Consider the following 22,753-nt stretch of genomic DNA (forward strand, 5'->3'; position numbering starts at 1 on the left):
AATTGTGTTACAGAATTAGCATTTTCGTTTAGCGTTATCGTCACGATCAATTAGACAAATTTGTATTTTGAGTGGAAAATCCACAGATTCCCCTACTTTGTTCAAGATGGCTATGTAATACTAACTAAAGCTATCTTAAAAATTATTTGGAGCGTAATCCATGTCTGGCAACATCGTAAACACCACTGATGCAAACTTCGAAGCAGATGTTCTTCAATCGGATACTCCTGTATTGGTTGACTTCTGGGCTGGCTGGTGTGCGCCATGTAAAGCAATTGCACCTGTACTTGAAGTACTTGCAGACGAATACCAAGGCAAAGTTAAAATTGTAAAAGTTGATGTAACTTCTTGCGAACAAACTGCAGTGAACTACAACATCCGCAATATTCCAGCATTATTGATGTTCAAAAATGGTGAAGTGGTTGCACAGCAAGTCGGTGCAGCACCTAAATCTAAATTGACTGCATTTATTAACGAAAATATCTAAGTCGATGGATCCATCGTCTATTTATAGAGATGATGAAAAAAATACGCCACGCATTGGCGTATTTTTTTTGCCTACAAATTGACAAGTAGACGTTTCTCTCTTATATTGCATGCTCAGGAAACGCAGGATCTTTCATCCTCTTTCTGAAAAGCCACAACACAAAAATGCCGCTCGGCAACAGAAATTGTTTTTCACATTTTTCAATCAAACAATGAATCAGTGCTCTGAATCGTTATTGTGCAAATACAATTGCTTTCATTTTATTGTATGAATGCGGCTAAATGTTGCTCCCTCTCTAACCTGTACCCCAGAATTTTAATTCTATCAGAACCTCTATGAATTTAACCGAACTCAAGAAAAAACCGATTGGCGAACTCATCAAGATTGCCGAGTTTATGGGCCTTGAAGGAATGGCGCGTAACCGCAAGCAAGACATTATTTTTGCCATCTTAAAGCGCCATGCCATGAATGGTGAAGAGATTTTTGGTGATGGCGTTCTAGAAATTCTCTCTGATGGTTTTGGTTTCTTACGCTCAGCTGCAGGTTCATACCTTGCTGGCCCAGATGATATTTATGTCAGCCCTTCGCAAATTCGTCGCTTTAACCTGCGCACGGGTGACACCATTACAGGTACGATTCGTCCACCAAAAGAAGGCGAACGTTATTTTGCTTTGCTCAAAGTCAATCAAATTAACTATGACACCCCTGAAAATTCACGTAATAAAATCTTATTTGAAAACTTAACCCCGCTTTTCCCAACAGAACAGTTGGTGATGGAGTTAGGTAATGGAACAACTGAAGACTTAACTGCACGTGTGGTAGATTTGGTTGCGCCAATTGGTAAAGGTCAGCGTTCAATTATTGTGGCTCCGCCTAAAGCGGGTAAAACCATGTTGCTACAAAACATCGCTCAGTCGATTGTTCGTAACAACCCAGAAGTGTTCTTGATTGTACTTCTCATTGATGAACGCCCTGAAGAAGTGACTGAAATGGAACGCACCGTGCGCGGTGAAGTGATTGCATCAACATTTGATGAGTCACCTGCTCGTCACGTTCAAGTTGCAGAAATGGTCATTGAAAAAGCCAAGCGTTTAGTTGAACATAAAAAAGACGTGGTGATTTTACTGGATTCGATTACCCGTTTGGCACGCGCCTACAACACTGTCGTACCTTCTTCAGGCAAGGTTTTAACAGGTGGTGTTGATGCGCACGCTTTAGAACGTCCAAAACGCTTCTTTGGTGCTGCACGTAATATTGAAGAAGGTGGTTCTCTAACCATTATTTCAACTGCACTGATTGAAACTGGCAGTAAAATGGATGAAGTGATTTACGAAGAGTTTAAAGGTACAGGCAACCAAGAGATTACCTTAGACCGTCGTATTGCAGAAAAACGTGTTTTCCCTGCCATGAACATCAAAAAATCAGGTACACGTCGTGAAGAGCGCTTAATGAGTGAAGATAATTTGCGTAAAGTTTGGATTTTGCGTAAATTGTTACACACTCAAGATGAATTGGCAGCAATGGAATTCTTGCTTGATCGCATGAAAGAAACCAAAACTAATGACGACTTCTTTGATCAAATGAAACGTAAAGCAGCCAATTAAACGGCTATAAATATTAGAACACCTAAAAAAGTCATCTTAAAACGATGGCTTTTTTATTTGGTTGACAAAATTTACATAAAGACACAATTGCACGCGGTATATGTAAACTTATTTTTAAGTAAATGATTATAAAAAAATATTTAGTAAAAACCTTTTAGTTTTTAGCCAGTTACCGTGCAACTCTCCAATCTAAAATGCCAAATTAATTGTTATTTTCTGTTAAAAAAGCACGTATTTTTCGCGTTTTTTTGCCTTTTTTTCAATCAACCTAGTAGCAATTCAAAAAGCGCAGTGATAGCATATTCGCAGACCAGTTAGACTGCGCCTGCGTTGTTAGTGCCTAACAAAATTTAGGAATAATAAAAGCATACAACAGACTAACGTCGGTTTTTTTTTAATCTCATATTTTAGAGAGTGATGCCATGTTATTCAAAAAAATCGCTATTGCTGCTGCAGTTGCTACTACTTTAGCTTTCGTTGGTTGTGCTAAAAAAACTGAAGAAGCTGCTGCTGACGCTAACGCTGCTGCATCTGAAGCTGTTGTAGCTGCATCTGAAGCTGAAGCTGCTGCTGACGCTGCTGCTGTAGAAGTTGCTTCTGGCGCTGAAGCTGCTGCTTCTGCTGCTGACACTGCTGCTGCTGCTGCAACTGACGCTGCTGATGCTGCTGTAGACGCTGCTGCTGCTGCTTCTGAAGCTGCTGCTCAATAATCGATACGATTATGCAGTACAAAAAGAGAGCCGATGGCTCTCTTTTTTATTTCTGAATATTTTGTCTAAAATTTATTTTACTCAGCACAATATCTCCAAATCGCTCAATCCATCTTTTTCAAGTAGATGATTCAGCATATAAAAGCATTTAACCAAAACACTTAACCCCATTCGGCATTTATTTCGATATAACCTTTTGGTTTCTCATCTCCACGCTCAATTCTTAGGTAGCGTCTTGTTCAGCTCTACAGTGTTTTCATTCATATCCATAGTTTGATTCAAGTCTCTCAATTGCAAGATCAATCACTATGTCTTGCTAAATCACAGCGTCTTTCTAAAATCTCTTATAAAAAGCATAAAAAAAAAGCAGATCAATCGATCTGCTCATTTCCCACACGCTGGCGGAATTTCTGCCCTGCGCGGAATGTGACTACACGGCGGGCTGAAATTGGAATTTCTTCGCCTGTTTTCGGGTTGCGACCAGGTCGTTGACGTTTATCACGTAACTCGAAGTTCCCAAACCCTGAAAGTTTAACTTGCTCGCCAGAGATCAGTGCTTGGCTGATCTCATCAAAAAATAACTCGACCATTTGTTTCGCTTCACGGCGGTTTAAACTCGTGAGCTCACTTAAATGATCAGCCATTTCTGCTTTTGTTAATGCTGTCATGAAGCCCTCAATGTCGCTTGGTAAGTGTTTTCCAACACTTGCAGAATGTTATCCATACCAGATTTAATTTCAGCATCTTCAAGTGTACGTGTTGGATGTTGCCATAACAGAGCAAAAGCCAAAGAACGCTTGCCTTGTTCAACACCTTGTCCAGTATACACATCGAATAACCAAGTTGAGTCTAACAGCGCTCCACCCGTTTTTTCAATAAGTTGCTGAATTTCGCTTACATTTATCTTATCACTAATTAAAAGCGCAATATCACGTCTAACCGATGGAAAACGTGATAATTCTGTAAAATTAGATACATAAGTTTGCAAAACTGCTGTTTGATCGAGTTCTGCTACCCAAGCCGTGCCTAAATCCAGCTCATCTTCTAAAGATGGATGTAAACGACCAAAGTAACCAATAGACTGACCATCTACCAAAATTTCAGCAGATTGTCCAGGATGCAACCAAGTACGCTCTGAACGAACATACTCTACCTGCACACGACCTGCAGCTAAAATTTCTTCAATATCGCCTTTAAAATCGAAGAAATCCATAGGCTGAGCTTTAGCATGCCAAGATTCTGCATGTTTAGCACCCACCGCAATCAATGCCAAAGTTGGAATTTGCTTCAAGTCATGAATGCTTGCTGCATGTTGATAATCAAAACGTAAACCCAACTCAAAGAAACGCACACGGTTTTGTTGACGATTTACGTTGTACTGAACGCATGGAATTAAGCTGGATAACAACGTTGAGCGCATTACTGCCAAATCGCTTGAAATTGGATTCGCCAATGCCAACGGATTCACTGCAGGGTTTAATTGTTTTTCCAATTTTGCATCGGCAAAGCTAAAACTAATTGCTTCTTGATAACCTAAAGTCACTGCGGTTTGACGTAATTGCGCAACTTCAAACTGATCTTGGTATTTTGCTAATTGCACATCAATCACAGGCAAACTGATTTGAATGTTGTCATAACCGTGAATACGAGCAACTTCTTCAATTAAGTCTTGGTAAATTGCCATATCAAAACGATGTGATGGTGGTACAACGCTCCACTGACCTTCAGCTTGAACAGTAACTTCGCAGCCTAAACGAGTTAAAGCATCGGCAATAAATGTAGCATCAACGTGATAACCCAAGAGCTGATCGACTTGCGCTTGATTTAACGCAATTGCTTCACGTGTTGGCAATTGTGCTGCTTGTTCTGCCACTGTAATTGGACCAAATTCGCCGCCAGCAAATTCTGCAATCAGTTGTGATGCACGGTTCATCGCCAATAATGGCAATTCAAAATCGACACCACGTTCATAACGCTGTGAGGCATCGGTATGCAAACCATAACGACGTGCACGACCTGCGATATGCAATGGTGCAAAGAAAGCGGATTCAAGGAAAATTTCTGTGGTTTCATCACTTACCGCAGAAGATAAACCACCCATGATGCCCGCCATCGCCAATACTTTTGCGTCATCGGCAATCACCATCACATCATCTTGCAGCTCAACTTCTTGCTCGTTTAACAGCACCAATTTTTCTGCTGCAGTCGCTTGACGAACTTGAATGCCACCTTGAATTTTAGCACCATCAAAAGCGTGCATTGGCTGACCCAATTCAATCAAGACATAGTTGGTAATATCAACCAAAATACTGTGCTGACGGATACCTGAACGTGCCAACGCGCGCTCCATCCACTCAGGTGTAGCGGCTTTGGTATTTACATTTTTAATCACACGACCTAAATAACGTGGGCAGCCTTCCGTCAAACTTTGTACAGTTTTTTCATCCTGAATAGTTGCCGCTACTGCCTGAATGTCAGGTGTATTCACTGGCAATTGGTTAATCACCCCAATTTCACGGGCAATACCACGAATACTGAAACAATCACCACGGTTTGGAGTAATACTGATATCAATGACATGGTCATCTAGATCAAGATATTCACGTACATTCACACCTACAGGTGCATCTGCAGGCAGTTCCAACAAACCATCAAGTTTATCTTCAAGGTCAATTTCTGATGCGCCGCAGAGCATCCCTTGTGATTCCACACCACGCAGTTTGCCTTTTTTGATTTTAAAGTCGCCTGGCAATACCGCACCAATGGTTGCCACAGGTGCTTTCATACCTACACGCACGTTTGGCGCACCACACACAATCTGCAACGGCTCACCTGAACCAATATTTACCGTAGTCACACGTAAACGATCTGCATCTGGATGCTGTTCAACCGTTAAGACTTCACCCACCACAACGCCTGTAAATGGCTTTGCTGCTGGTGACATATCATCAACTTCTAGACCCAGCATCGTGAGTTGATTCGATAAAGTATCGCTGTCAATGGCTGGGTTAACCCACGTGCGTAGCCAATTTTCGCTAATTTTCATTGATATAAAACCTATAAATCTAAATTTTGAATCCCCTCTACTCCCTCTTTTCAAAGAAGAAGCATCCTGTGTCATATATGGACACCCCTCTCCTTTTAGGAGAGGTCAGGGAGAGGTATAAATTTGTTTTTAAGCAAACTGGCGCAAGAAACGCACATCATTTTGGTAGAACATACGCAAGTCATTGATGCCATAACGCAACATCGCAAAACGCTCTACCCCTAAACCGAAGGCAAAACCTTTATATTTTTCTGGGTCGATGCCTGAAGCGCGTAACACGTTTGGATGCACCATACCGCAGCCCAAAACTTCCAACCAGCGACCACGTTCATCCATAATATCCACTTCAGCACTTGGCTCTGTGAATGGGAAATAAGATGGGCGGAAACGTACTTTTAAGTCTTTTTCAAAGAATTCATTTAATAAGTTAATCAACAAACCTTTGAGTTCTGCAAAACTGGTATTTTCTGCGACGTATAAGCCTTCAATTTGATGGAACATTGGTGAGTGTGTTTGGTCTGAGTCGCAGCGATACACACGACCTGGACAAACAATACGAATAGGCGGCTGTTGATTTTCCATGGTGCGAATTTGTACGCCCGACGTGTGGGTACGCAATAAATGATTCACATCAAAATAGAAAGTATCGTGCATGGCACGCGCAGGGTGATGTCCTGGAATATTCAACGCTTCAAAGTTGTGATAGTCATCTTCAACTTCTGGGCCCGTTGCCACGGTAAAACCTGCTTTGGTAAAGAATTGGCAAATACGTTCCTGTACCTGCGTAACTGGGTGAATACTGCCGATGCTTTGACCACGACCTGGCAAAGTAATATCAACAGTTTCATTCGCCAGTTTTTGTGCCAAAGCCGCTTGTTGTAATTCAGTTTGACGCGCAGTTAATGCCGCATTGATTGCTTCACGCACAGCATGAATTTGTGCACCAAATTCTTTACGCTGTTCAGGGTCCATTTTACCCAGTGCTTTGGATTGTTCCGCAAGCTGGCTTTTTTTCCCCGTAAATTGCACTCGCACCTGGTCGAGTGTAGCAAGGTCCTCTGCTGCTGCAATTGCAGCGAGCGCTTCATTGGTCAGGGCTTCCAGTGACATAGTAACTCTCAAAAGCAACAATTTAGAAATAATTTAAAAACCCCGTATTCTAACAGTTTTTAGTCGCTTTGATGAAGCTTCGATGTAATGAAAATTAGATTAGCATCTTGAAATACAAAAAGTATAAGATAAAGCCAATCACCACGAGATCTCAACATTATGGCGCTCGATCAGATTTGGAAACAGCAACTTGCCCTTGTGACTTATGGCAATGAATATTTGGCTCAAGATTTAAGTTTTAATCATTGGCTCAAGCATCAAGTGTTTAACCAGCATCAAATTCAGTTTCGTGATTTATTGTCACAACATTTACTGGCACAACACTTTCAAATCTGGTTAGAGCATCTTAAACAACAAGGTGTGCGACGTTTAAGCCTACATCAGGCAAGTATTTTAAATGATGAAAAAAACCCCAATCCAAATGTAGAGTTATTGCCTTTTGCACACTTTATTGTGAGTCACGAGGCACAGCACAAATCTGCTTGGATTTTCGGAAAAGAGCTTGCAGAATGGTATACCGCAGAACAAGATTATATGACGCCTGTTTCCCAACAGAGCGAGCTACGTCAAGAAGTCATGTGGCGTTATCAATTAAATCACAAACTTGCCAGACAGCTCGATACAGATTTTGCCTCTCCAAACTGGGATGAAATTGATCGCTTTATTCGCTCCGAGTTATTTTTAAATCCTTGTGCTACAGAGTTTGTTGAACCAGAGCAAAGCGCTAAACCTTATTTCGGTGTAGATCTTACTCAAAACGCAACTGAAAGCATGTACCCAACTTTGGCGTTAATTCCCGCAGACTACCCTGCTGCCTATGCACATCAGATGCTGTATCGTTTAGATGCACTGGATCAACACATTCAGAATAAAATCCAGCATCCTTATCATGCCGATGGCACAGAACTTGAACCAAGCGAACAACTCAATTTACGTCATTTTTCTCAGAAACTTGAAGATTTACACGCCAAATTTATCACCAAGGTTGCGAACCATTATCAGACCGCACAGCTCACGCCAGTGCAAACACCTGATCCTTTTGAATCAACGCCTAGCCAAGTACAAAACATCGCTTCACCACAAATACCAACACCTGCAGCTACGCATATAGTGGGTACATCTGCCGTGATTAAACTGATTTTAATGACTGTGGTTATTTGTGCAGCTGCCTATTATTTTGGTTTATAAGCTTAGGGGCTGTTGACAATTCGTCTATGTTTGCGACAACGCATATTTTTTAGCTGATATAAGGCATGGGCATGGGACAGGAAATTTAGTCATTCTAAATGACCGGCACATAACGCAATAGCAGCAAAAAATATGCTTGTCCTTCGCTGCGCCTTCCGCTGCAAACAAAGCAGTGCTTGTTTTTGCTCAGGCTGTGGCTAAAAATTTCTCAGATTGAGTTATGAAACTTGGCAGAGACCCTAAATTTCAGGCATAAAAAAAGACCGCAAATGCGGTCTTTCTTTTAAGTCATAAAGACTTATGCAGCTAATGCATCTTTAGCTTTTGTAGCTAAAGCAGCAAATGCAACTGCGTCATGCATAGCGATGTCAGCAAGTACGCGACGGTCGATAATCACTTGTGCTTTTTTCAAGCCAGCGATCATACGGCTGTACGATAAACCATTTTGACGAGCGCCCGCATTGATACGCGCAATCCATAAAGCACGGAATTGACGTTTCTTTTGACGACGGTCACGGTAAGCGTATTGACCTGCTTTGATTACCGCTTGGAACGCTACGCGATATACGCGTGAACGAGCACCATAGTAACCTTTAGCACGAGCAAGAATTTTTTTATGACGGCGATGAGCCTGTACACCACGTTTTACACGAGCCATTTATAATCTCCTTAGATGTATGGGCACATAGCACGAACAGCAGCAACGTCACTCACGTGAACCATTACACAGCCGCGCAATTGACGGATACGTTTAGCAGATTTTTTGGTCAAAATGTGGCGTTTGAACGCTTGTTTACGCTTGAAACCGTTAGCAGTCGCTTTGAAACGTTTAGCTGCACCACGGCGAGTTTTTAACTTAGCCATAACAACCTCTTTAAACACCTGTTCGGCACGTCTGCACCATTGCAAAAACGACCTGCAGGTAAGGGAGCGAGTATTCTAAAGCATCTTTGCTTAAAACAAAAGCATATTGGCTAAATAAAAAATGATCATTACCTCACTCATTTGCCGTAATTCAACTCAGGAAAAAATACTGGAATTGTGAACACCCACTACAATTCAAAATAAAGCTAAAGCTCTGTCAAAAATTGTGCAGAAACACCCTAAAAACTTGCAATAAGTTGCGGATTACCCTTGCGATTATCCACAATTCCATCAATACTTCGCCTCGTCTTGTGTGAGATAAAAAAGACCGTAATATGATGAAAACATCTTTATATATAATTCTATTGCTTGGACTCAGTGCGACGCATCTTTTTGCAAAACCACCGCAGCAGAAATCGACACCAAAAGCCACACTCGAAGTACAAAAAAGTGCTGCCTTGCCTGCTCATCTCACCACACGCTTAGCATGGCGCAAGTTTCCACAACCCAAATATAAAAATGAAGATTTAAATCAACAAAACCGAGCTGCAATTGTGCGTATTTATGCAGATGAAACCGGCAAAATCAGTCAAGCCACTATTCAAGAAAGTACAGGGCTGAAAAAATTAGATGATGCCTTATTACAAGCGGTTCGCACTGCTGAAATTCAACCGACCTATGTAGAAGATACTGCCGTACCGACCATTGGTTTTCAAAGCTTTAATTTAAGATTTCAGGATAACCAGCACGAAGATTGCCAGTTTGATTTTCAATCTAAACAATGGTTAGCACAGCAACAACAGCAAAAAGTTCAATTTAAGTATCGTAGTCAACCACAATTAAACTTAAGTGCGGAAGATTTAAAAAATCACTCACGTAAGTTAAAGTTTCAATTCAAAGTAAATAAGCATGGCGAAGTGAAACGTGTGAAATTGACACAAGGTTCGGGACAATACGCACTTGATCAACAAGTTTTAGCTGCAGTGAAAGCTGCTCAAGTAGATGTACCGCGTCAATTTTGGCTGTATAAAAAGTCAAAATTAAAAGATGAAATTTATTTTGATTTAAACACGTGTGATGCTCAAGAACAGTCATAAGTGTCTATAGATAATAGGGGTTGCTTGCTTAAACCCATGTATAAACAAAATAAATAAACAGATAACGCCCGATTTTGGCTAGACTCACCATCAACACAAAACGGGCAAAATGTTCTTTCATTAAACCTGCAATCAGCGTAATTGGATCACCAATAATCGGCACCCAACTGAGCAGTAAAGACCAAAACCCATATTTGGCGTAGGTGTGCTGTGCTTTTTCTAATTGTGTAGCCGAAACAGGAAACCACTTTTTATCTTTATAATGTTCGATCTTGAGTCCCAAATACCAGTTCACACAAGAACCTAAAATATTGCCTAGACTGGCAATGCTAATCAGCCAAATGGGTGCATAGCTGCCTTCATATAACAGCCCCAACAACACAGCTTCGGACTGTAAAGGCAATAAAGTTGCCGCACCAAATGCAGATAAAAATAAACCAAACAGCGTCCAAAGCATAGACGATTTAAAGCCCTAAAGCCTGCTTGGTTTTACGATATTCCCAGTTCGCCCAAACAATACTAAGCAAAATAAGTGCCGCACGTGCCCATGTATAACGCTGAGTAACAGGCTCAATCGCAGCACGTAAAACCTGTTGATCTGTGCTATTTAAAGCCGCAATCATATTCTGCACATGAAATGCTTCGATCACAAATAAGATCAAGCAAGACACAATGCCCAAAATAATGCTCCAATACACTTTGGCATTTTGCTCAACAATCTTGGTAAAGTTTAAAAAAAATTCTTGCATAGCTCATCCAATAAAAAAGCCACCTGAAAAAGTAAGGTATCAGGTGGCTGGCATCTTAGCATAAAAGTAGATTTAAACTTGAATCGCGAGTGCTTTCTGCACTGCAGGGCGCGCAGTCAGCCGTGTAATATAGTCTTGTACATACGGATAATCTTCCAGCGAAATATTTTGCCAGTCATGACGTAACGCCCACGGCAAAATAGCCATATCAGCAATTGAATATTCGCCCGCCACGTACTTTTGCCCCATCAACTGCTTATTTAACACGCCATACAAACGCTTGGATTCATTGATATAGCGTTCAATCGCATAAGGAATTTTCTCTGGTGCATAACGGCTAAAATGATGATTCTGTCCTAACATTGGACCAAAACCACCCATTTGCCACATGAGCCACTGCTCTACTTCAACACGCTCCTGTTCATCGGTAGGATAAAACATGCCAGTTTTGCGCCCTAGATATTGCAAAATTGCACCCGACTCAAACACAGAGATTGGCTCACCACGCGGACCGTTCTGATCGACAATTGCAGGAATTTTATTATTGGGCGAAATTTTTAAAAAATCTGGCTGAAATTGATCATCTTCTGAAATATTGATGGGGAAAATTTGATATTCCAAACCCATTTCTTCAAGTGCAATACTAATTTTATGACCGTTGGGGGTGCCCCAATAATAAAGATCAATCATGTTTTATCCTTCATTACTTTTTTTGCTTTTTGACCAGCATTCTTCTATTGCGGTTTTAGTTATAGCATGTTTTTAAGCGTTTGTTGCGTGTCGCTGCGTAGAGTTTTTTTATCGAATGGCATATCTCATAAACATGAAACATAGATGCTCACTTTCATCACGCAAAAAAAAGCACCGCCAAGGTGCAGTGCTTCTTTTGTTCAAGATGGGATTACTTTTTCTTTTTAGGACCAAGCAACATACCCATTTGACGACCTTCCATTTTTGGTGCTTGTTCAACTACACCATATTCAATTACATCTGCTTCAACTTTTTGCAATTGAGCCAAACCTAACTGTTGGTGAGCCATTTCACGACCACGGAAGCGTAAAGTGATTTTTACCTTATTCCCTTCTTCAAGGAATTTGATAATTGCACGTAATTTTACGTTGTAATCACCAACATCAGTCGCAGGGCGGAGCTTGATTTCTTTCACCTGTACTTGATGCTGTTTTTTCTTCGCTTCTTTCTGCTTTTGCTTTAGATCAAACAAATGCTTGTTAAAGTCCATGATTTTGCACACCGGTGGTTCGGCATTTGCCACAATTTCCACCAAGTCAAGGTCAACGCTTTCTGCTGCGCGTAATGCATCAGCCAAGCTTACAATACCTTTTTGCTCACCATTTTCGTCTACAAGACGGACTTCTTTTGCACGAATTTCATCATTCAAAGCAGGACGGTTAGATTTTCCGCCCTGTTGATTACGGTCAGGCTGTTTAATCGCTGTTACTCCACAATATACCGGCCGCGTTCTGCGACGGCTGTTTTCACTAGGTCAATGAAAGCATCAATTGACATAGTACCCAAATTTGTTCCTGAGCGAGTACGGACGTTTACCGTTCCTTCTTCCACTTCACGGTCCCCAAGTACCAGTAAGTATGGAATACGCTCTAATGTACGCTCACGAATCTTAAAGCCGATTTTCTCATTTCTCAAGTCAGAAATAGCACGAATACCGTTTTCTTTAAGTTTTGCGACGACCTGTTCACTTGCAGCAGCTTGTGAATCGGTAATATTCATGACACAAGCTTGCACTGGCGCTAACCATGGTGGCATAAAGCCTGCATAGTGCTCAATAAGTATACCAATAAATCGTTCAAAGCTGCCAAGAATTGCGCGGTGCAACATTACAGGCTGATCACGATCATTGTCTTCAGTGACATAAGATGCCTCTAAACGCTCAGGCAAGTTAAAGTCACACTGAATTGTACCACATTGCCACACACGACCTAAGCAGTCTTTCAGTGAGAATTCAATTTTCGGGCCGTAGAACGCACCTTCACCTGGTTGTAACTCCCATTCCAGACCTGCAGCATCCAAGGCATCAGCCAAAGATTTTTCTGCCATATCCCAAAGTGCATCATCTCCCACACGTTTTTCAGGACGTGTAGACAGTTTCATTTGCACCTCTTCAAAACCGAAATCTTTATAAACATCTAAAGTCAGTTTGATGAAGTCTGCAACTTCTGGCCCAATTTGTTCTTTGGTACAGAAAATGTGGGCATCGTCTTGAGTAAAGCCACGTACGCGCATAATACCGTGCAGTGAACCTGATGGCTCGTTACGGTGACATGAACCAAATTCTGCCAGACGAATTGGCAAATCACGATATGACTTTAGCCCTTGGTTAAAGACTTGTACGTGACATGGGCAGTTCATTGGTTTTACTGCATAGTTACGGTTTTCAGAATGGGTGGTAAACATATTGTCTGCGTAGTTGGCAGCATGTCCTGATTTTTCCCATAGCGTGAAATCGACCACTTGCGGGGTACGAATTTCTAGGTAACCGTTGTCTTGTTGTACTTTACGCATGTATTGCTCAAGCACTTGGTAAATTGTCCAACCATTTGGATGCCAAAACACCATGCCCGGCGCTTCTTCCTGCATGTGGAACAAGTCCAAAGCTTTACCAATTTTACGGTGGTCACGCTTTTCTGCTTCTTCAATACGTTTGATATACGCCGCGAGCTGTTTTTTGTCCGCCCAAGCCGTACCATAAATACGTTGTAACTGTTCGTTTTTCGCATCACCGCGCCAATAAGCGCCTGAAATTTTGGTGAGTTTGAACGACTTTAAGAATTTAGTGTTTGGAACGTGTGGACCACGACACATATCCAAATAGTCTTGATGATAGTACAAGCCCATTTGGGTTTCGTTTGGCATGTCTGCAATCAAACGTAATTTATATTCTTCGCCACGCGCTGTAAATTCTGCAATTACTTCATCACGCGGGGTCATTTTTTTCACAACATCATAATCTTGGTCGATGAGCTTTTTCATACGCTCTTCGATTGCTGCCAAATCATCTAACGTAAATGGACGAGGCATCCAGATGTCATAGTAGAAACCTTCTTCAATGACAGGGCCAATCACCATTTTCGCTTCAGGGAAAAGCTGTTTTACCGCATGCCCCACTAAGTGCGCACATGAGTGACGGATAATCTCTACGCCTTCTTCATCTTTAGGCGTAATAATTTGTAGGGTTGCATCTTCGGTAATTAAATCGCAGGCATCGACCAAACGATCATTCACACGTCCAGCAACTGTATTTTTGGCAAGACCCGGACCGATGCTTTGAGCAACTTCCATCACAGATACGGCTTGATCAAACTGTTTTTGATCGCCATTTGGCAAAGTGATAATAGGCATAGATAAAAATCCTTAAGGAGTGATGCCCCGTACCATGGAGCATATCACCGCGAGATTATGATTAAGGGAGACCCTCAAAAGATAAAAACGGTGTATAAATAAAAAGCGCCTTAAATTTTACACGGCTTGCGTACAGGTTTAAACCTTTGTGTACTAAAAAAGCCAAAGAATCGGCATTTCAGCTGTTTTTATTCCCTAAAGGTTGCCCACGGCGTGAATTGTCCATGTTGATAGGCATACACCGCTTCAAACTGTGGCAACACCGCCTCACTCTGTTGCGGGCGTAAAAATACATAATCATCTATTTGGATGCGATGCTGTTTGGGTACTTGAATCAACTCTTGATTGCTACTGCGTCCGTATAAAGCATGTGGATGACTGCTCTCAGGATAAACATAATCTGCCATCCAATAGCCACCATAAACAAAAACGGCTTGATTGGATTGTGGCAAATAGGACTGCAAACGATCTAAGCCAGGCACTAGTACCGCAGCCAATACCTTTAAAACAGGTGTTGCAATCCACAAAGCCGATTGCAAATCTGACAAGATTTTTAAATCAAAATCACTGGGTTTAAGCAACATCGAACCAAAAGCCAGATCATTACATTCACTGTGCTGACAATGCTGCATAAATGTCAGGCTACCACCACCGTTAAAACACAAGTCATCCTGCCACAACTTTGGAAAATGATGCTGAATCAGTTGTTTATAATTTCTATATTGCTGCTGTGAGTGTTGATAGGCTTTGGCTTGTGCATGAAATACATTTGGTAATTTCACCACATGCGCATCGTACCCCATCAAACCTGACAGTTTTAAATGTTGTGGATGCTGCTGAATCAATTCCAGCATTTGCATAAATCCAGCATGATCTTGCGCCCCACCACGATGCAAACCGATATCAATTTCAAGATTAATATTCAAACAAAGCTGGCGTTGTTGTGCCAAATGTAAATACTGTTGTAAACGTGCAGGTTGATCAACCAACCATTGTAAATGCAATTGGATATTCTCAGCAGACGCCATCACCTGCTGATAAAAAGCATCTACCGCACGTATTGGCATTGGCTTGCCAAACAGTACATCTGCTTGTGGAAAGTGCTGCATCACTTCATACAAATGTGGCAGATGAAACAACATAAAACGCTGCGTATTCAGACTTTGGCTTGCGTGTTGCAATATCTCCAAACACGCTAGCGATTTCACCACCAGTCGTGGTTGCAACCGTGCAGGCAAATGGGCTGCAACATAATCCAAGTTATGCTGAAAACGTGCCATATCCACAATCAGTTGCGGTGTTCCTGTACCCTGTTGCTGCAAACTGTGGGTGAGTTGCTGAAAATAATCACTTTGCATGTCACGCTCCCTAATTGAATGCTCTTATTTTGCGATTGCTTGAGTTGTTTATTGAACATCACGCTGCACTCAAACTTGGAATCGTGAAAATTTGTCTTAAATATGGATTAATCCATTTTTGCTGTGGATCAAGCTGCTCACGAAGTTGCATAAAATCATCCCATTTTGGATATAACTCACGTAATTGATCCGCTTGCATACTGTGCAATTTGCCCCAATGTGGACGTCCCTGATATTTTTGTAAAATCGGTTCGACCCATTTAAAAATATGTTGGCAATCTTGTTTATAAAATTGGTGGATTGAAATAGACACCGAATCCCGTCCATAAAAAGGACTCAGCCAAATATCATCGCCTTTGACATAGCGAAACTCGATTGGGAAAAACATGGCGACACGCTGTTGTTTCAAAACCGCCAATAATTCTTCTAAACACGCCAAACCTTGCTCGGCAGGCAATTGGTATTCCATTTCGTTAAATTTGGTATTGCGTGGCGTTGGGAAAATTTGACTCGACCAATCGACATGAGTACTCGGTTTGATAAACACGCCCAACAAAGATTGTAAATACGGATTTAACTGTGGAAAAACACGGGTTATTTCCGAACAAAAATTTAATAAACGGTCTTCTGATAACCAATGTTGCGGACGAGGATCCGTCAATCCTCGGCTCTCATCTAAGGTTTTTAAAATCACCTGATCACTGTGTAAAAATGCCCAAAACTCAGTATGGCGATGTTGATGCTTCCAACGGTCTATATATTGATAAATATCACTCAAGGCACATAAACGTAGCTGCTCTTTGAGTTTATAGCGCGAACGGTTTTGTAAAGTGATTTTGGTCATCACCCCAAAACTGCCCAGCGCGACCCGACCTGCCTGAAAAATTTCAGCATTGTGTTCAGGTGAACATTGCAACACCTCACCCTCTGCTGTGAGCAGTTCAAAATCAGTCACCAAAGCCGATAGACAAGGTAAATCCACACCTGTGCCATGTGTTCCTGTTGCAACCACACCTGCCAAACTCTGATGATCAATATCGCCCTGATTTTGCAGCGCCTGATGAATCGGAGCTAGACATTCACCCAGTTTGTACAGCCGAGTCCCTGCATGTAAGGTGCATTGCTGCTTTTGTGCATTAAATTGATGCACCCCCTGAATATGATCTAAATTCACCATCACATCATCGGTTGTGGCTAAGGGGCTAAAGGAATGCCCTGCTCCGACCATTCTAATTTTGTCGTGCTTTCGCACAATTTTTTTCAGTTCATCTACATTTTTCGGCTGTAAAAAGTCTGGATAGGCTGTTTGCTTTCCAGACCAGTTACTCCAACGCTGTTTCATAATCCTTCCTTTTTCTGCGTGGCATTTATTTTTATTGCAGTTTGTTTTGCGTTACTTTTTAAAGTACCGCATTAAAAAAATAGAGACACATGGATGAGATAAATGACCTCTCTATCCATATTGATTTAGATTAACCTCCTGACTAGTACATGATTTAGAATATGTTTCACATGGAACAATGTATAAAAAAACTACAATTCATTTAGCGCATTAGCTTTCAAACTGTCACGATATGTTCTTTTTTCTAATTCATCCAAAGGTACAGCGGGCGGTAATAACGATGCTGTATCGCGTTGTGGAATAGGCAAATTCAATTGCTCTGCGAAATATTGAAATTTAGTTTGCAACGCTGCCAAAGTCCACTGTCCATATAAAGTGTGACCACCTTCATAGGCTTGTTGTTGATATTCCTCGAAGGTGGTCACATAGCCCATATAATCATTGCAATATGAAGCCAACCATACTTTTTGAGTCGATTCCAATTCTTGTTGTACGGTTACTTTGAGCCGCTTAGCTGCAACAGTAGTAATTTCCCCAGGACAGCACAGCAAGGTTAAGTCGCCAATTTTAATTAATTGTAATGGCACTACATTCGGTACCAACAAGCTATGATCAATTGCGCCTACACTGGCCTGCTTGTTCATTTCTGCAATCAGTTTGTCTAAAAATTTAGGATAATGATTCAGTGGCTTGCCAAAAATGGTTTTAGAACCACATTCCAGCACAATATCTTTGGGGCCTTGTGAGGCATATAGCTGTTGATAATAGCTATAATCTGCGGCTTGAGGATTACTCAACTTTTTCTTTTTCACTCGCTGCGCTAACCATTGCATACCTTTAAAAATCGGTTGTGCCACACCTGCACCATCTACAGGTGTTCCTTCAAAAAATGCTGCACCATGACAGGCTGCACTGGTTTTTGCATCTGTTTGCCCCATCGCAAATTCAACTGGAATTTCAATATTGCTTAAATCGACATAATGGCACACAGCATCTAAAGCTCCCATTAACGGCGTACCTCTATGTGCCAAAGCTTTCAGTGCCAACTCACTTTGATAGCGTCCATTTTGCTGTGTATATTCGTATTCTTTTTCATCGCGCATTGCAGCACGTACCTGTGACTGCTCAGGGCCATGATAATGTGGAGAAACATCACCCGCTGCGGCTTGGGCAAAAATTGCCACAGGATTTTTGACCCCACGTTGTTGCAGTGCACGCTCGGTACAAAGTGCGGCATAACCTTTGTTATCACCATCATGAGCGCTTAAACGACTGCTTAAACAGGTAGCATGCACCCCAAATAAAGAAAAAACTGCCTGTAAATTACCTTCGCGATAAAAACCAAGCAATTGCATATCACGATCTAAGGCCAAATGTGCCTGTTCCAGCGTTCTACGAGATACATCAGGATTACGGTTATACGCTGTTAAAGAGCGATTCCATGCCACTGGCGTTTCTTCTGCAAAACGACCATTGCTCATATAAATATCGGTTTTTTCTGGGTCGCCAAAGCTTTGAGCACACCGCCCACAATCGCATCGACCACTGCATTTAAATGTTCAGGCACAAAACCAGGTGTGGGCATATTGTACAACGCTTCAGGTGCACAACCGCCAGGTGCAGAATGAGTATGCGTTGCCATCAATACCAAACGCTGCGGCTGAAAACGCTCCCCCAGTTTACGCTGTAAACGCTGTATCGCTAAATGACGCATGGCATAGGTCACACACCCCATATCCAGACAGCAAAAAATTAATAAGTCATTGTCTAAGGTTTGAATACAAATACTGCGGGCAAATAAAGCTGTTCGTTGTTCATAGGCACGATGTTTCCAGTTGCCATAACCAAACATGGCAAGCCCTTTTGGCTGAATATGAATTTCCTGTTTATCCCAACCCACCAAATACATTGCAATCGTATTCCTTTTCATCTATACAATCAGTCATGACGCTGATCAATGCCATTAAACAAAATTGCATCACGGCAAATAAGGGTCAAAGCGACAATGGCATGGGGGGATAATCGGACTTATGTCAGCAACTTCAAACTACTTGCTGCAGCACGTGCCGCCTGCCTTATTGTCAGGTCTGATTCATTACGCCAAAGAACAACAGATCCCCTATCAACCATGGTTTCAGGGAATTTCTCAAGATCTTGATCAAATCGTCCAAGGCAATGGTTTTGTTTCATTTCAAGATATTTGCAAAGTGGTGACACGCGCCCTGCAAGACACTCAATGTGCACATTTAGGCTTAGAAATTGGACGTGACAAGGGGCTGATTTCCATGGGCATGCTCGGTTTTGCCATGGTGTCCAGTCAAAATGTTGTAGAAGCCTTACAGACAGGACTGCAGTACCATCCCATTTCAGGCAGTGTGATGGATTTGGAGTACGATTTTTCCTCGACCTCTCCTACACTGGTGATGAAAGAGCGTTATCCCACGGGGAACTTACTGCGCTTTTTTTTGCGATGAAGTCCTCTCCAGTATTGTTAGCTGCTTAGACGTCATGCTTGGCAATCATCAAGATTTGGTCGAAGTGCATTTTAGTTTTGCCCAACCCGACTATTTAGAGGCTTATCAGGTGCATTATCAATGTCCTCTGCACTTTTCATCATACATGAATGCTTTGGTGTTCCGACCAGAGATTTTAGGACGCCAAATTAAAACCTCTAGTGCCGCCAATTACAGCACCGCCCTGCGTGTCTGCCAACAAGCGTATCAGGATATGCAGGCGATTAATCAACAGCAATATGCACACGTGTTGAGTTATCTAATCGAACAGCATTTACCTCAGCACTTTGATATGCACCAAGCGGCACAACATTTTCAAATGAGCGAAAGACATTTACGCAGACAATTACTTGCCGAAGGCTGCAACTTCCAAAACCTGCGCCAACACGTTTTGGAAAATAAAGCCAAACAACTGCTACAACAGCCTTTGAGCATGACTGAAATTAGCCAACAACTTGGCTTTAGTGAATTACGCGAATTTCGACGTGCATTTAAGCGTTGGACAGGTCTCAGCCCATCACTCTATAAAAGCCAAATGACAGAATAAGTTAATATTTTCCAATAAGCTACTATTTTTATTGAATAAAAAATAGCTGCTAAATTTTACTTAAACTATTTTTTAAATGTACTTACAAGCGATTCAAAACAAAAACAACAGATTTTCGACTAAAGCATAACTGCAAAGCTGTCATAAAATCCCTATCTTTTAGGGTCTGTTGACAATTCATCCATGTTTGCGACAACGCATATTTTTTAGCTGATATAAGGCATGAGGCTGGAAATTTAGCATTCTAAATGACTGACTCATAACGCAATAGCAGCAAAAAATATGCTCGTCCTGAAAGGCTGTGGCTAAAACTTTCCCAGATTGCGTTATGAAACTTGGCAATAGACCCACTATTCCCCGCGTTTCATGCCTGATCTGCTCAGTTTTAGCCTACAGCGCAAGTCATGCATGAAATGTCAGCAGACCCTCTGATGGATAAAATAACGACACATATTATGGAGAATAACAATGGTCAGCGCATACGATGAATTACCGCGTACCCCTGCGAACTTTGTCGCCTTGTCCCCGTTACGTTACTTAGAACGGGCAGCTTATATTTACCCGCACCAAAACGCGATTATTCACGGTTCACGTCAAATTACCTGGCGCGAAACTTATTTGCGCTGCTGCCAATTTGCACATCAACTTCAAAATTTAGGCATCAGCAAAAATGACACTGTTTCGGTGCTGCTTCCGAATGTTCCTGCCATGCTAGAAGCACACTTTGCTGTGCCAATGGCGGGTGCAGTGCTGAACACACTAAACACTCGTTTAGATGCCAAAACACTGGCGTTTATGCTCGATCATGCAGAATCCAAAGTGCTTTTGGTTGACCCTGAATTTGCGGCTTTGGCACAAGAAGCCTTAGCGATGGTCAATCATGAAATTTACGTGATTGATGTCAACGATGCAGAATATGAGCATGCTGCCAATGCCCTTAGTATCGGACAGATTGAATACGAAACTTGGCTGGCTGCAGGTGACCCAAATTTTGAATGGCATTTGCCACAAGATGAATGGGATGCAATTAGCCTGAACTATACGTCTGGCACGACAGGCAACCCGAAAGGCGTGGTCTATCATCATCGCGGTGCCTACATTAATGCAGCCAGTAATATTATTGCCTGCGGGATGACCCCACGTGCAACCTACCTATGGACACTGCCCCTATTCCACTGTAATGGCTGGTGCTTTGCATGGACGATGGCAGCCAACGGTGGCACCAATATCTGCTTACGTAAAGTCGACCCTGAACTGATTTTTAAATTAATTGCAGAGCACAAAGTCGATTATTTCTGCGGTGCGCCAATTGTCTTGTCGATGCTCATCAACACCCCTGAGGAGAAAAAGACCCAGTTTGATCACCGTGTTGAAGTGATGGTTGCGGGTGCTGCACCGCCAGCAGCAATTATTGAAGGTATGCGCAATATTGGCATTAACGTAACTCACGTTTATGGCTTAACTGAAACCTATGGCCCATCTGCGCTGTGTGCTTCTCAAGCAGGCTGGAGCGACCTATCCATTCAAGAACAAGCACAATTACATTCGCGTCAAGGCGTGCCTTATCCGCTGCAAGATGGCATGAAAGTTTTAGACCCAGAAACCATGCAACCTGTACCAAAAGACGGCAAAACCATGGGCGAAATTATGTTCCGTGGCAATATCGTGATGAAAGGTTATTTGAAAAACCCAGAAGCCACCGCAGAAGCATTTGCAGGCGGTTGGTTTCATACAGGTGATTTAGCCGTCTGCCAACCCGATGGCTACGCCAAAATTACTGACCGTTCTAAAGATGTGATTATTTCAGGGGGTGAAAATATTTCGTCACTCGAAGTGGAGGAGGTGCTGTATCAACATCCTGCAGTTTTGACAGCCGCAGTGGTGGCAAAACCAGATCCACGTTGGCAGGAAGTCCCGTGTGCCTTTATTGAACTGAAAGAAGGCAAGCAGGTCAGCCCTGAAGAAATTATTGCCTATTGCAGTCAACATTTGGCGCGTTTTAAAGTACCAAAGGATGTGGTGATTACTGAAATTCCAAAAACATCGACAGGTAAATTACAAAAATTTGTACTGCGTGAATGGGCCAAAGAGCGTTCAGTCGGTGAGTTTGGCTAAAATTTGAAAATCTCTATATTAAGACCAAATAAAAACGACTCGTCATGAGTCGTTTTTTTGTGCAATCATCAGCTCACGCTATCTATCTTCTTAGATAAGGTACGCTAATCTAGCTTTCTGACAATAAAGCCACTTGCTGCACATAGTTAAACAACTTGAGCTTAGATGCTTCAAGTTCTTCCGCAGACACTTCCTGTTTCATATCACGGTGGATACGCAACACATGCTGACGCAGTGTATGACGTTCAGCCGCTTTATAGGTTTTACTAAAATCATTAATCACAGGGTCGCCGTCTTTAATAATTCGTTCCACCCAACGCTGTAACTGTGCGGTTTTTTTCGCACCTTGTTGCGGTGTCAAATAAGACAAAATTACGCTTTCATCTTCATTACGCAACAATTTACCAATACGCTGACACTGACGACGACGTGCTTCATGTGAAGTAATGCTTTGCAATTCCAGTAAAGCATCAATTAAACGCTCTTCTACTGGAAGTTTCTGAATTTGTTTGGCGCTTAACTGCGCCAATTGTTCGCCCAGTGCAGCCATACGTTGTACGGCTTTTTTCTGTTCGGTTTTACTTGCACGCCCTTCTAAAGATTCAAAGTCATCTTCGGTAAAACGTTGCGGTCGACGTGCCACGA

Annotated in this window: 21 protein-coding genes and 1 pseudogene; 8 read left to right on the top strand and 14 right to left on the bottom strand. The window is 42.0% G+C overall.

The window, feature by feature from the left end; all coding sequences use genetic code 11:
• The first annotated feature begins 160 nt into the window (after positions 1 to 160).
• From trxA to C3Y93_RS06650, 3 genes are all read left to right on the top strand, one after another.
• On the top strand, positions 161 to 487 hold the full coding sequence (gene trxA / locus C3Y93_RS06640) for a thioredoxin (protein WP_104852455.1): 327 nt from the start codon (positions 161 to 163) through the stop codon (positions 485 to 487).
• 335 nt (positions 488 to 822) lie between these two features.
• On the top strand, positions 823 to 2,091 hold the full coding sequence (gene rho, locus C3Y93_RS06645) for a transcription termination factor Rho (protein ID WP_004975162.1): 1,269 nt from the start codon (positions 823 to 825) through the stop codon (positions 2,089 to 2,091).
• A gap of 422 nt (positions 2,092 to 2,513) precedes the next feature.
• Complete coding sequence (locus C3Y93_RS06650; RefSeq protein WP_104852456.1) at positions 2,514 to 2,801, top strand: hypothetical protein; 288 nt, start codon at positions 2,514 to 2,516, stop codon at positions 2,799 to 2,801.
• Positions 2,802 to 3,172: 371 nt separating this feature from the next.
• On the opposite strand, the gene C3Y93_RS06655 is transcribed toward C3Y93_RS06650, so the two are convergent.
• From C3Y93_RS06655 to pheS, 3 genes are all read right to left on the bottom strand, one after another.
• Positions 3,173 to 3,469, bottom strand: a complete 297-nt coding sequence (locus C3Y93_RS06655) for an integration host factor subunit alpha (RefSeq protein ID WP_004649746.1) — start codon at positions 3,467 to 3,469, stop codon at positions 3,173 to 3,175.
• Positions 3,466 to 5,847: a phenylalanine--tRNA ligase subunit beta gene (gene pheT, locus C3Y93_RS06660; protein WP_104852457.1), complete on the bottom strand. Its 2,382-nt coding sequence runs from the start codon at positions 5,845 to 5,847 to the stop codon at positions 3,466 to 3,468. Before pheT ends, C3Y93_RS06655 begins: the two co-directional genes overlap by 4 nt.
• A gap of 129 nt (positions 5,848 to 5,976) precedes the next feature.
• Positions 5,977 to 6,957 carry a phenylalanine--tRNA ligase subunit alpha gene (gene pheS, locus C3Y93_RS06665; protein ID WP_004975156.1) on the bottom strand — a complete coding sequence of 327 codons (981 nt, stop codon included), beginning with the start codon at positions 6,955 to 6,957 and terminating at the stop codon, positions 5,977 to 5,979.
• A 159-nt stretch (positions 6,958 to 7,116) separates the two neighbouring features.
• Here pheS and C3Y93_RS06670 point away from each other — a divergent pair, with 159 nt between their 5' ends.
• Positions 7,117 to 8,145, top strand: a complete 1,029-nt coding sequence (locus C3Y93_RS06670; protein ID WP_104852458.1) for a hypothetical protein — start codon at positions 7,117 to 7,119, stop codon at positions 8,143 to 8,145.
• A 298-nt stretch (positions 8,146 to 8,443) separates the two neighbouring features.
• Here the strand turns inward: C3Y93_RS06670 and rplT are convergent, their stop codons facing one another.
• The gene (gene rplT / locus C3Y93_RS06675; RefSeq protein WP_004975153.1) at positions 8,444 to 8,803 is read right to left on the bottom strand and encodes a 50S ribosomal protein L20; all 360 of its coding nucleotides are present in this window, start codon (positions 8,801 to 8,803) and stop codon (positions 8,444 to 8,446) included.
• Positions 8,804 to 8,814: 11 nt separating this feature from the next.
• Positions 8,815 to 9,009, bottom strand: a complete 195-nt coding sequence (rpmI, locus tag C3Y93_RS06680) for a 50S ribosomal protein L35 (protein WP_004975152.1) — start codon at positions 9,007 to 9,009, stop codon at positions 8,815 to 8,817.
• Positions 9,010 to 9,347: 338 nt separating this feature from the next.
• Between rpmI and C3Y93_RS06685 the strand changes: the two genes are divergently transcribed.
• Positions 9,348 to 10,106, top strand: coding sequence for an energy transducer TonB (locus C3Y93_RS06685; RefSeq protein ID WP_416224612.1), 759 nt, complete (start codon positions 9,348 to 9,350; stop codon positions 10,104 to 10,106).
• A gap of 28 nt (positions 10,107 to 10,134) precedes the next feature.
• On the opposite strand, the gene C3Y93_RS06690 is transcribed toward C3Y93_RS06685, so the two are convergent.
• From C3Y93_RS06690 to C3Y93_RS06725, 8 genes and pseudogenes are all read right to left on the bottom strand, one after another.
• Positions 10,135 to 10,563 (bottom strand): YqaA family protein, encoded by a 429-nt coding sequence (locus C3Y93_RS06690; RefSeq protein ID WP_004975149.1) that lies wholly within the window; start codon positions 10,561 to 10,563, stop codon positions 10,135 to 10,137.
• A gap of 7 nt (positions 10,564 to 10,570) precedes the next feature.
• Positions 10,571 to 10,855 (bottom strand): hypothetical protein, encoded by a 285-nt coding sequence (locus C3Y93_RS06695; protein ID WP_004975148.1) that lies wholly within the window; start codon positions 10,853 to 10,855, stop codon positions 10,571 to 10,573.
• A gap of 72 nt (positions 10,856 to 10,927) precedes the next feature.
• Complete coding sequence (locus tag C3Y93_RS06700) at positions 10,928 to 11,545, bottom strand: glutathione S-transferase N-terminal domain-containing protein (RefSeq protein WP_004975146.1); 618 nt, start codon at positions 11,543 to 11,545, stop codon at positions 10,928 to 10,930.
• 211 nt (positions 11,546 to 11,756) lie between these two features.
• Positions 11,757 to 12,305 (bottom strand): translation initiation factor IF-3, encoded by a 549-nt coding sequence (infC, locus tag C3Y93_RS06705; protein ID WP_096902435.1) that lies wholly within the window; start codon positions 12,303 to 12,305, stop codon positions 11,757 to 11,759.
• A gap of 5 nt (positions 12,306 to 12,310) precedes the next feature.
• On the bottom strand, positions 12,311 to 14,233 hold the full coding sequence (gene thrS / locus C3Y93_RS06710) for a threonine--tRNA ligase (RefSeq protein WP_004975142.1): 1,923 nt from the start codon (positions 14,231 to 14,233) through the stop codon (positions 12,311 to 12,313).
• Positions 14,234 to 14,421: 188 nt separating this feature from the next.
• On the bottom strand, positions 14,422 to 15,591 hold the full coding sequence (locus C3Y93_RS06715) for an alanine racemase (protein WP_104852460.1): 1,170 nt from the start codon (positions 15,589 to 15,591) through the stop codon (positions 14,422 to 14,424).
• 58 nt (positions 15,592 to 15,649) lie between these two features.
• Positions 15,650 to 16,933: a D-arabinono-1,4-lactone oxidase gene (locus C3Y93_RS06720; RefSeq protein ID WP_104852461.1), complete on the bottom strand. Its 1,284-nt coding sequence runs from the start codon at positions 16,931 to 16,933 to the stop codon at positions 15,650 to 15,652.
• Between the two features lie 191 nt (positions 16,934 to 17,124).
• Positions 17,125 to 18,842 (bottom strand): annotated as a pseudogene (locus C3Y93_RS06725) (neutral/alkaline non-lysosomal ceramidase N-terminal domain-containing protein).
• Between the two features lie 121 nt (positions 18,843 to 18,963).
• On the opposite strand from C3Y93_RS06725, the gene C3Y93_RS14540 reads away from it, so the two are divergent.
• The 3 genes from C3Y93_RS14540 to C3Y93_RS06735 all read left to right on the top strand — a co-directional run bounded on the left by C3Y93_RS14540 (position 18,964) and on the right by C3Y93_RS06735 (position 22,108).
• Positions 18,964 to 19,407 (top strand): AraC family transcriptional regulator ligand-binding domain-containing protein, encoded by a 444-nt coding sequence (locus C3Y93_RS14540; protein ID WP_322873887.1) that lies wholly within the window; start codon positions 18,964 to 18,966, stop codon positions 19,405 to 19,407.
• 34 nt (positions 19,408 to 19,441) lie between these two features.
• Complete coding sequence (locus tag C3Y93_RS14545; RefSeq protein ID WP_322873888.1) at positions 19,442 to 19,993, top strand: helix-turn-helix transcriptional regulator; 552 nt, start codon at positions 19,442 to 19,444, stop codon at positions 19,991 to 19,993.
• Between the two features lie 468 nt (positions 19,994 to 20,461).
• Complete coding sequence (locus tag C3Y93_RS06735) at positions 20,462 to 22,108, top strand: acyl-CoA synthetase (RefSeq protein WP_104852462.1); 1,647 nt, start codon at positions 20,462 to 20,464, stop codon at positions 22,106 to 22,108.
• 109 nt (positions 22,109 to 22,217) lie between these two features.
• Here the strand turns inward: C3Y93_RS06735 and yjgA are convergent, their stop codons facing one another.
• On the bottom strand, positions 22,218 to 22,751 hold the full coding sequence (yjgA, locus tag C3Y93_RS06740) for a ribosome biogenesis factor YjgA (RefSeq protein WP_004975130.1): 534 nt from the start codon (positions 22,749 to 22,751) through the stop codon (positions 22,218 to 22,220).
• Between the last annotated feature and the right edge of the window lie 2 nt (positions 22,752 to 22,753).

Origin of the sequence: Acinetobacter sp. SWBY1 (assembly GCF_002946595.1) — a bacterium.
Taxonomy (GTDB): domain Bacteria; phylum Pseudomonadota; class Gammaproteobacteria; order Pseudomonadales; family Moraxellaceae; genus Acinetobacter; species Acinetobacter towneri.

Excerpts from the sequence above, each read along its gene's own strand:
- C3Y93_RS06735 (WP_104852462.1), top strand. The coding sequence starts at position 20,462 with ATGGTCAGCGCATACGATGAATTACCGCGTACCCCTGCGAACTTTGTC.
- C3Y93_RS06700 (WP_004975146.1), bottom strand. The coding sequence starts at position 11,545 with ATGATTGATCTTTATTATTGGGGCACCCCCAACGGTCATAAAATTAGT.
- rho (WP_004975162.1), top strand. The coding sequence starts at position 823 with ATGAATTTAACCGAACTCAAGAAAAAACCGATTGGCGAACTCATCAAG.
- C3Y93_RS06670 (WP_104852458.1), top strand. The coding sequence starts at position 7,117 with ATGGCGCTCGATCAGATTTGGAAACAGCAACTTGCCCTTGTGACTTAT.
- C3Y93_RS06650 (WP_104852456.1), top strand. The coding sequence starts at position 2,514 with ATGTTATTCAAAAAAATCGCTATTGCTGCTGCAGTTGCTACTACTTTA.
- trxA (WP_104852455.1), top strand. The coding sequence starts at position 161 with ATGTCTGGCAACATCGTAAACACCACTGATGCAAACTTCGAAGCAGAT.
- rplT (WP_004975153.1), bottom strand. The coding sequence starts at position 8,803 with ATGGCTCGTGTAAAACGTGGTGTACAGGCTCATCGCCGTCATAAAAAA.
- C3Y93_RS06690 (WP_004975149.1), bottom strand. The coding sequence starts at position 10,563 with ATGCTTTGGACGCTGTTTGGTTTATTTTTATCTGCATTTGGTGCGGCA.
- C3Y93_RS14540 (WP_322873887.1), top strand. The coding sequence starts at position 18,964 with ATGTCAGCAACTTCAAACTACTTGCTGCAGCACGTGCCGCCTGCCTTA.
- C3Y93_RS06695 (WP_004975148.1), bottom strand. The coding sequence starts at position 10,855 with ATGCAAGAATTTTTTTTAAACTTTACCAAGATTGTTGAGCAAAATGCC.
- pheT (WP_104852457.1), bottom strand. The coding sequence starts at position 5,847 with ATGAAAATTAGCGAAAATTGGCTACGCACGTGGGTTAACCCAGCCATT.
- pheS (WP_004975156.1), bottom strand. The coding sequence starts at position 6,957 with ATGTCACTGGAAGCCCTGACCAATGAAGCGCTCGCTGCAATTGCAGCA.
- C3Y93_RS14545 (WP_322873888.1), top strand. The coding sequence starts at position 19,442 with ATGCTTGGCAATCATCAAGATTTGGTCGAAGTGCATTTTAGTTTTGCC.
- C3Y93_RS06655 (WP_004649746.1), bottom strand. The coding sequence starts at position 3,469 with ATGACAGCATTAACAAAAGCAGAAATGGCTGATCATTTAAGTGAGCTC.
- C3Y93_RS06685 (WP_416224612.1), top strand. The coding sequence starts at position 9,348 with ATGAAAACATCTTTATATATAATTCTATTGCTTGGACTCAGTGCGACG.
- rpmI (WP_004975152.1), bottom strand. The coding sequence starts at position 9,009 with ATGGCTAAGTTAAAAACTCGCCGTGGTGCAGCTAAACGTTTCAAAGCG.
- C3Y93_RS06715 (WP_104852460.1), bottom strand. The coding sequence starts at position 15,591 with ATGCAAAGTGATTATTTTCAGCAACTCACCCACAGTTTGCAGCAACAG.
- thrS (WP_004975142.1), bottom strand. The coding sequence starts at position 14,233 with ATGCCTATTATCACTTTGCCAAATGGCGATCAAAAACAGTTTGATCAA.
- C3Y93_RS06720 (WP_104852461.1), bottom strand. The coding sequence starts at position 16,933 with ATGAAACAGCGTTGGAGTAACTGGTCTGGAAAGCAAACAGCCTATCCA.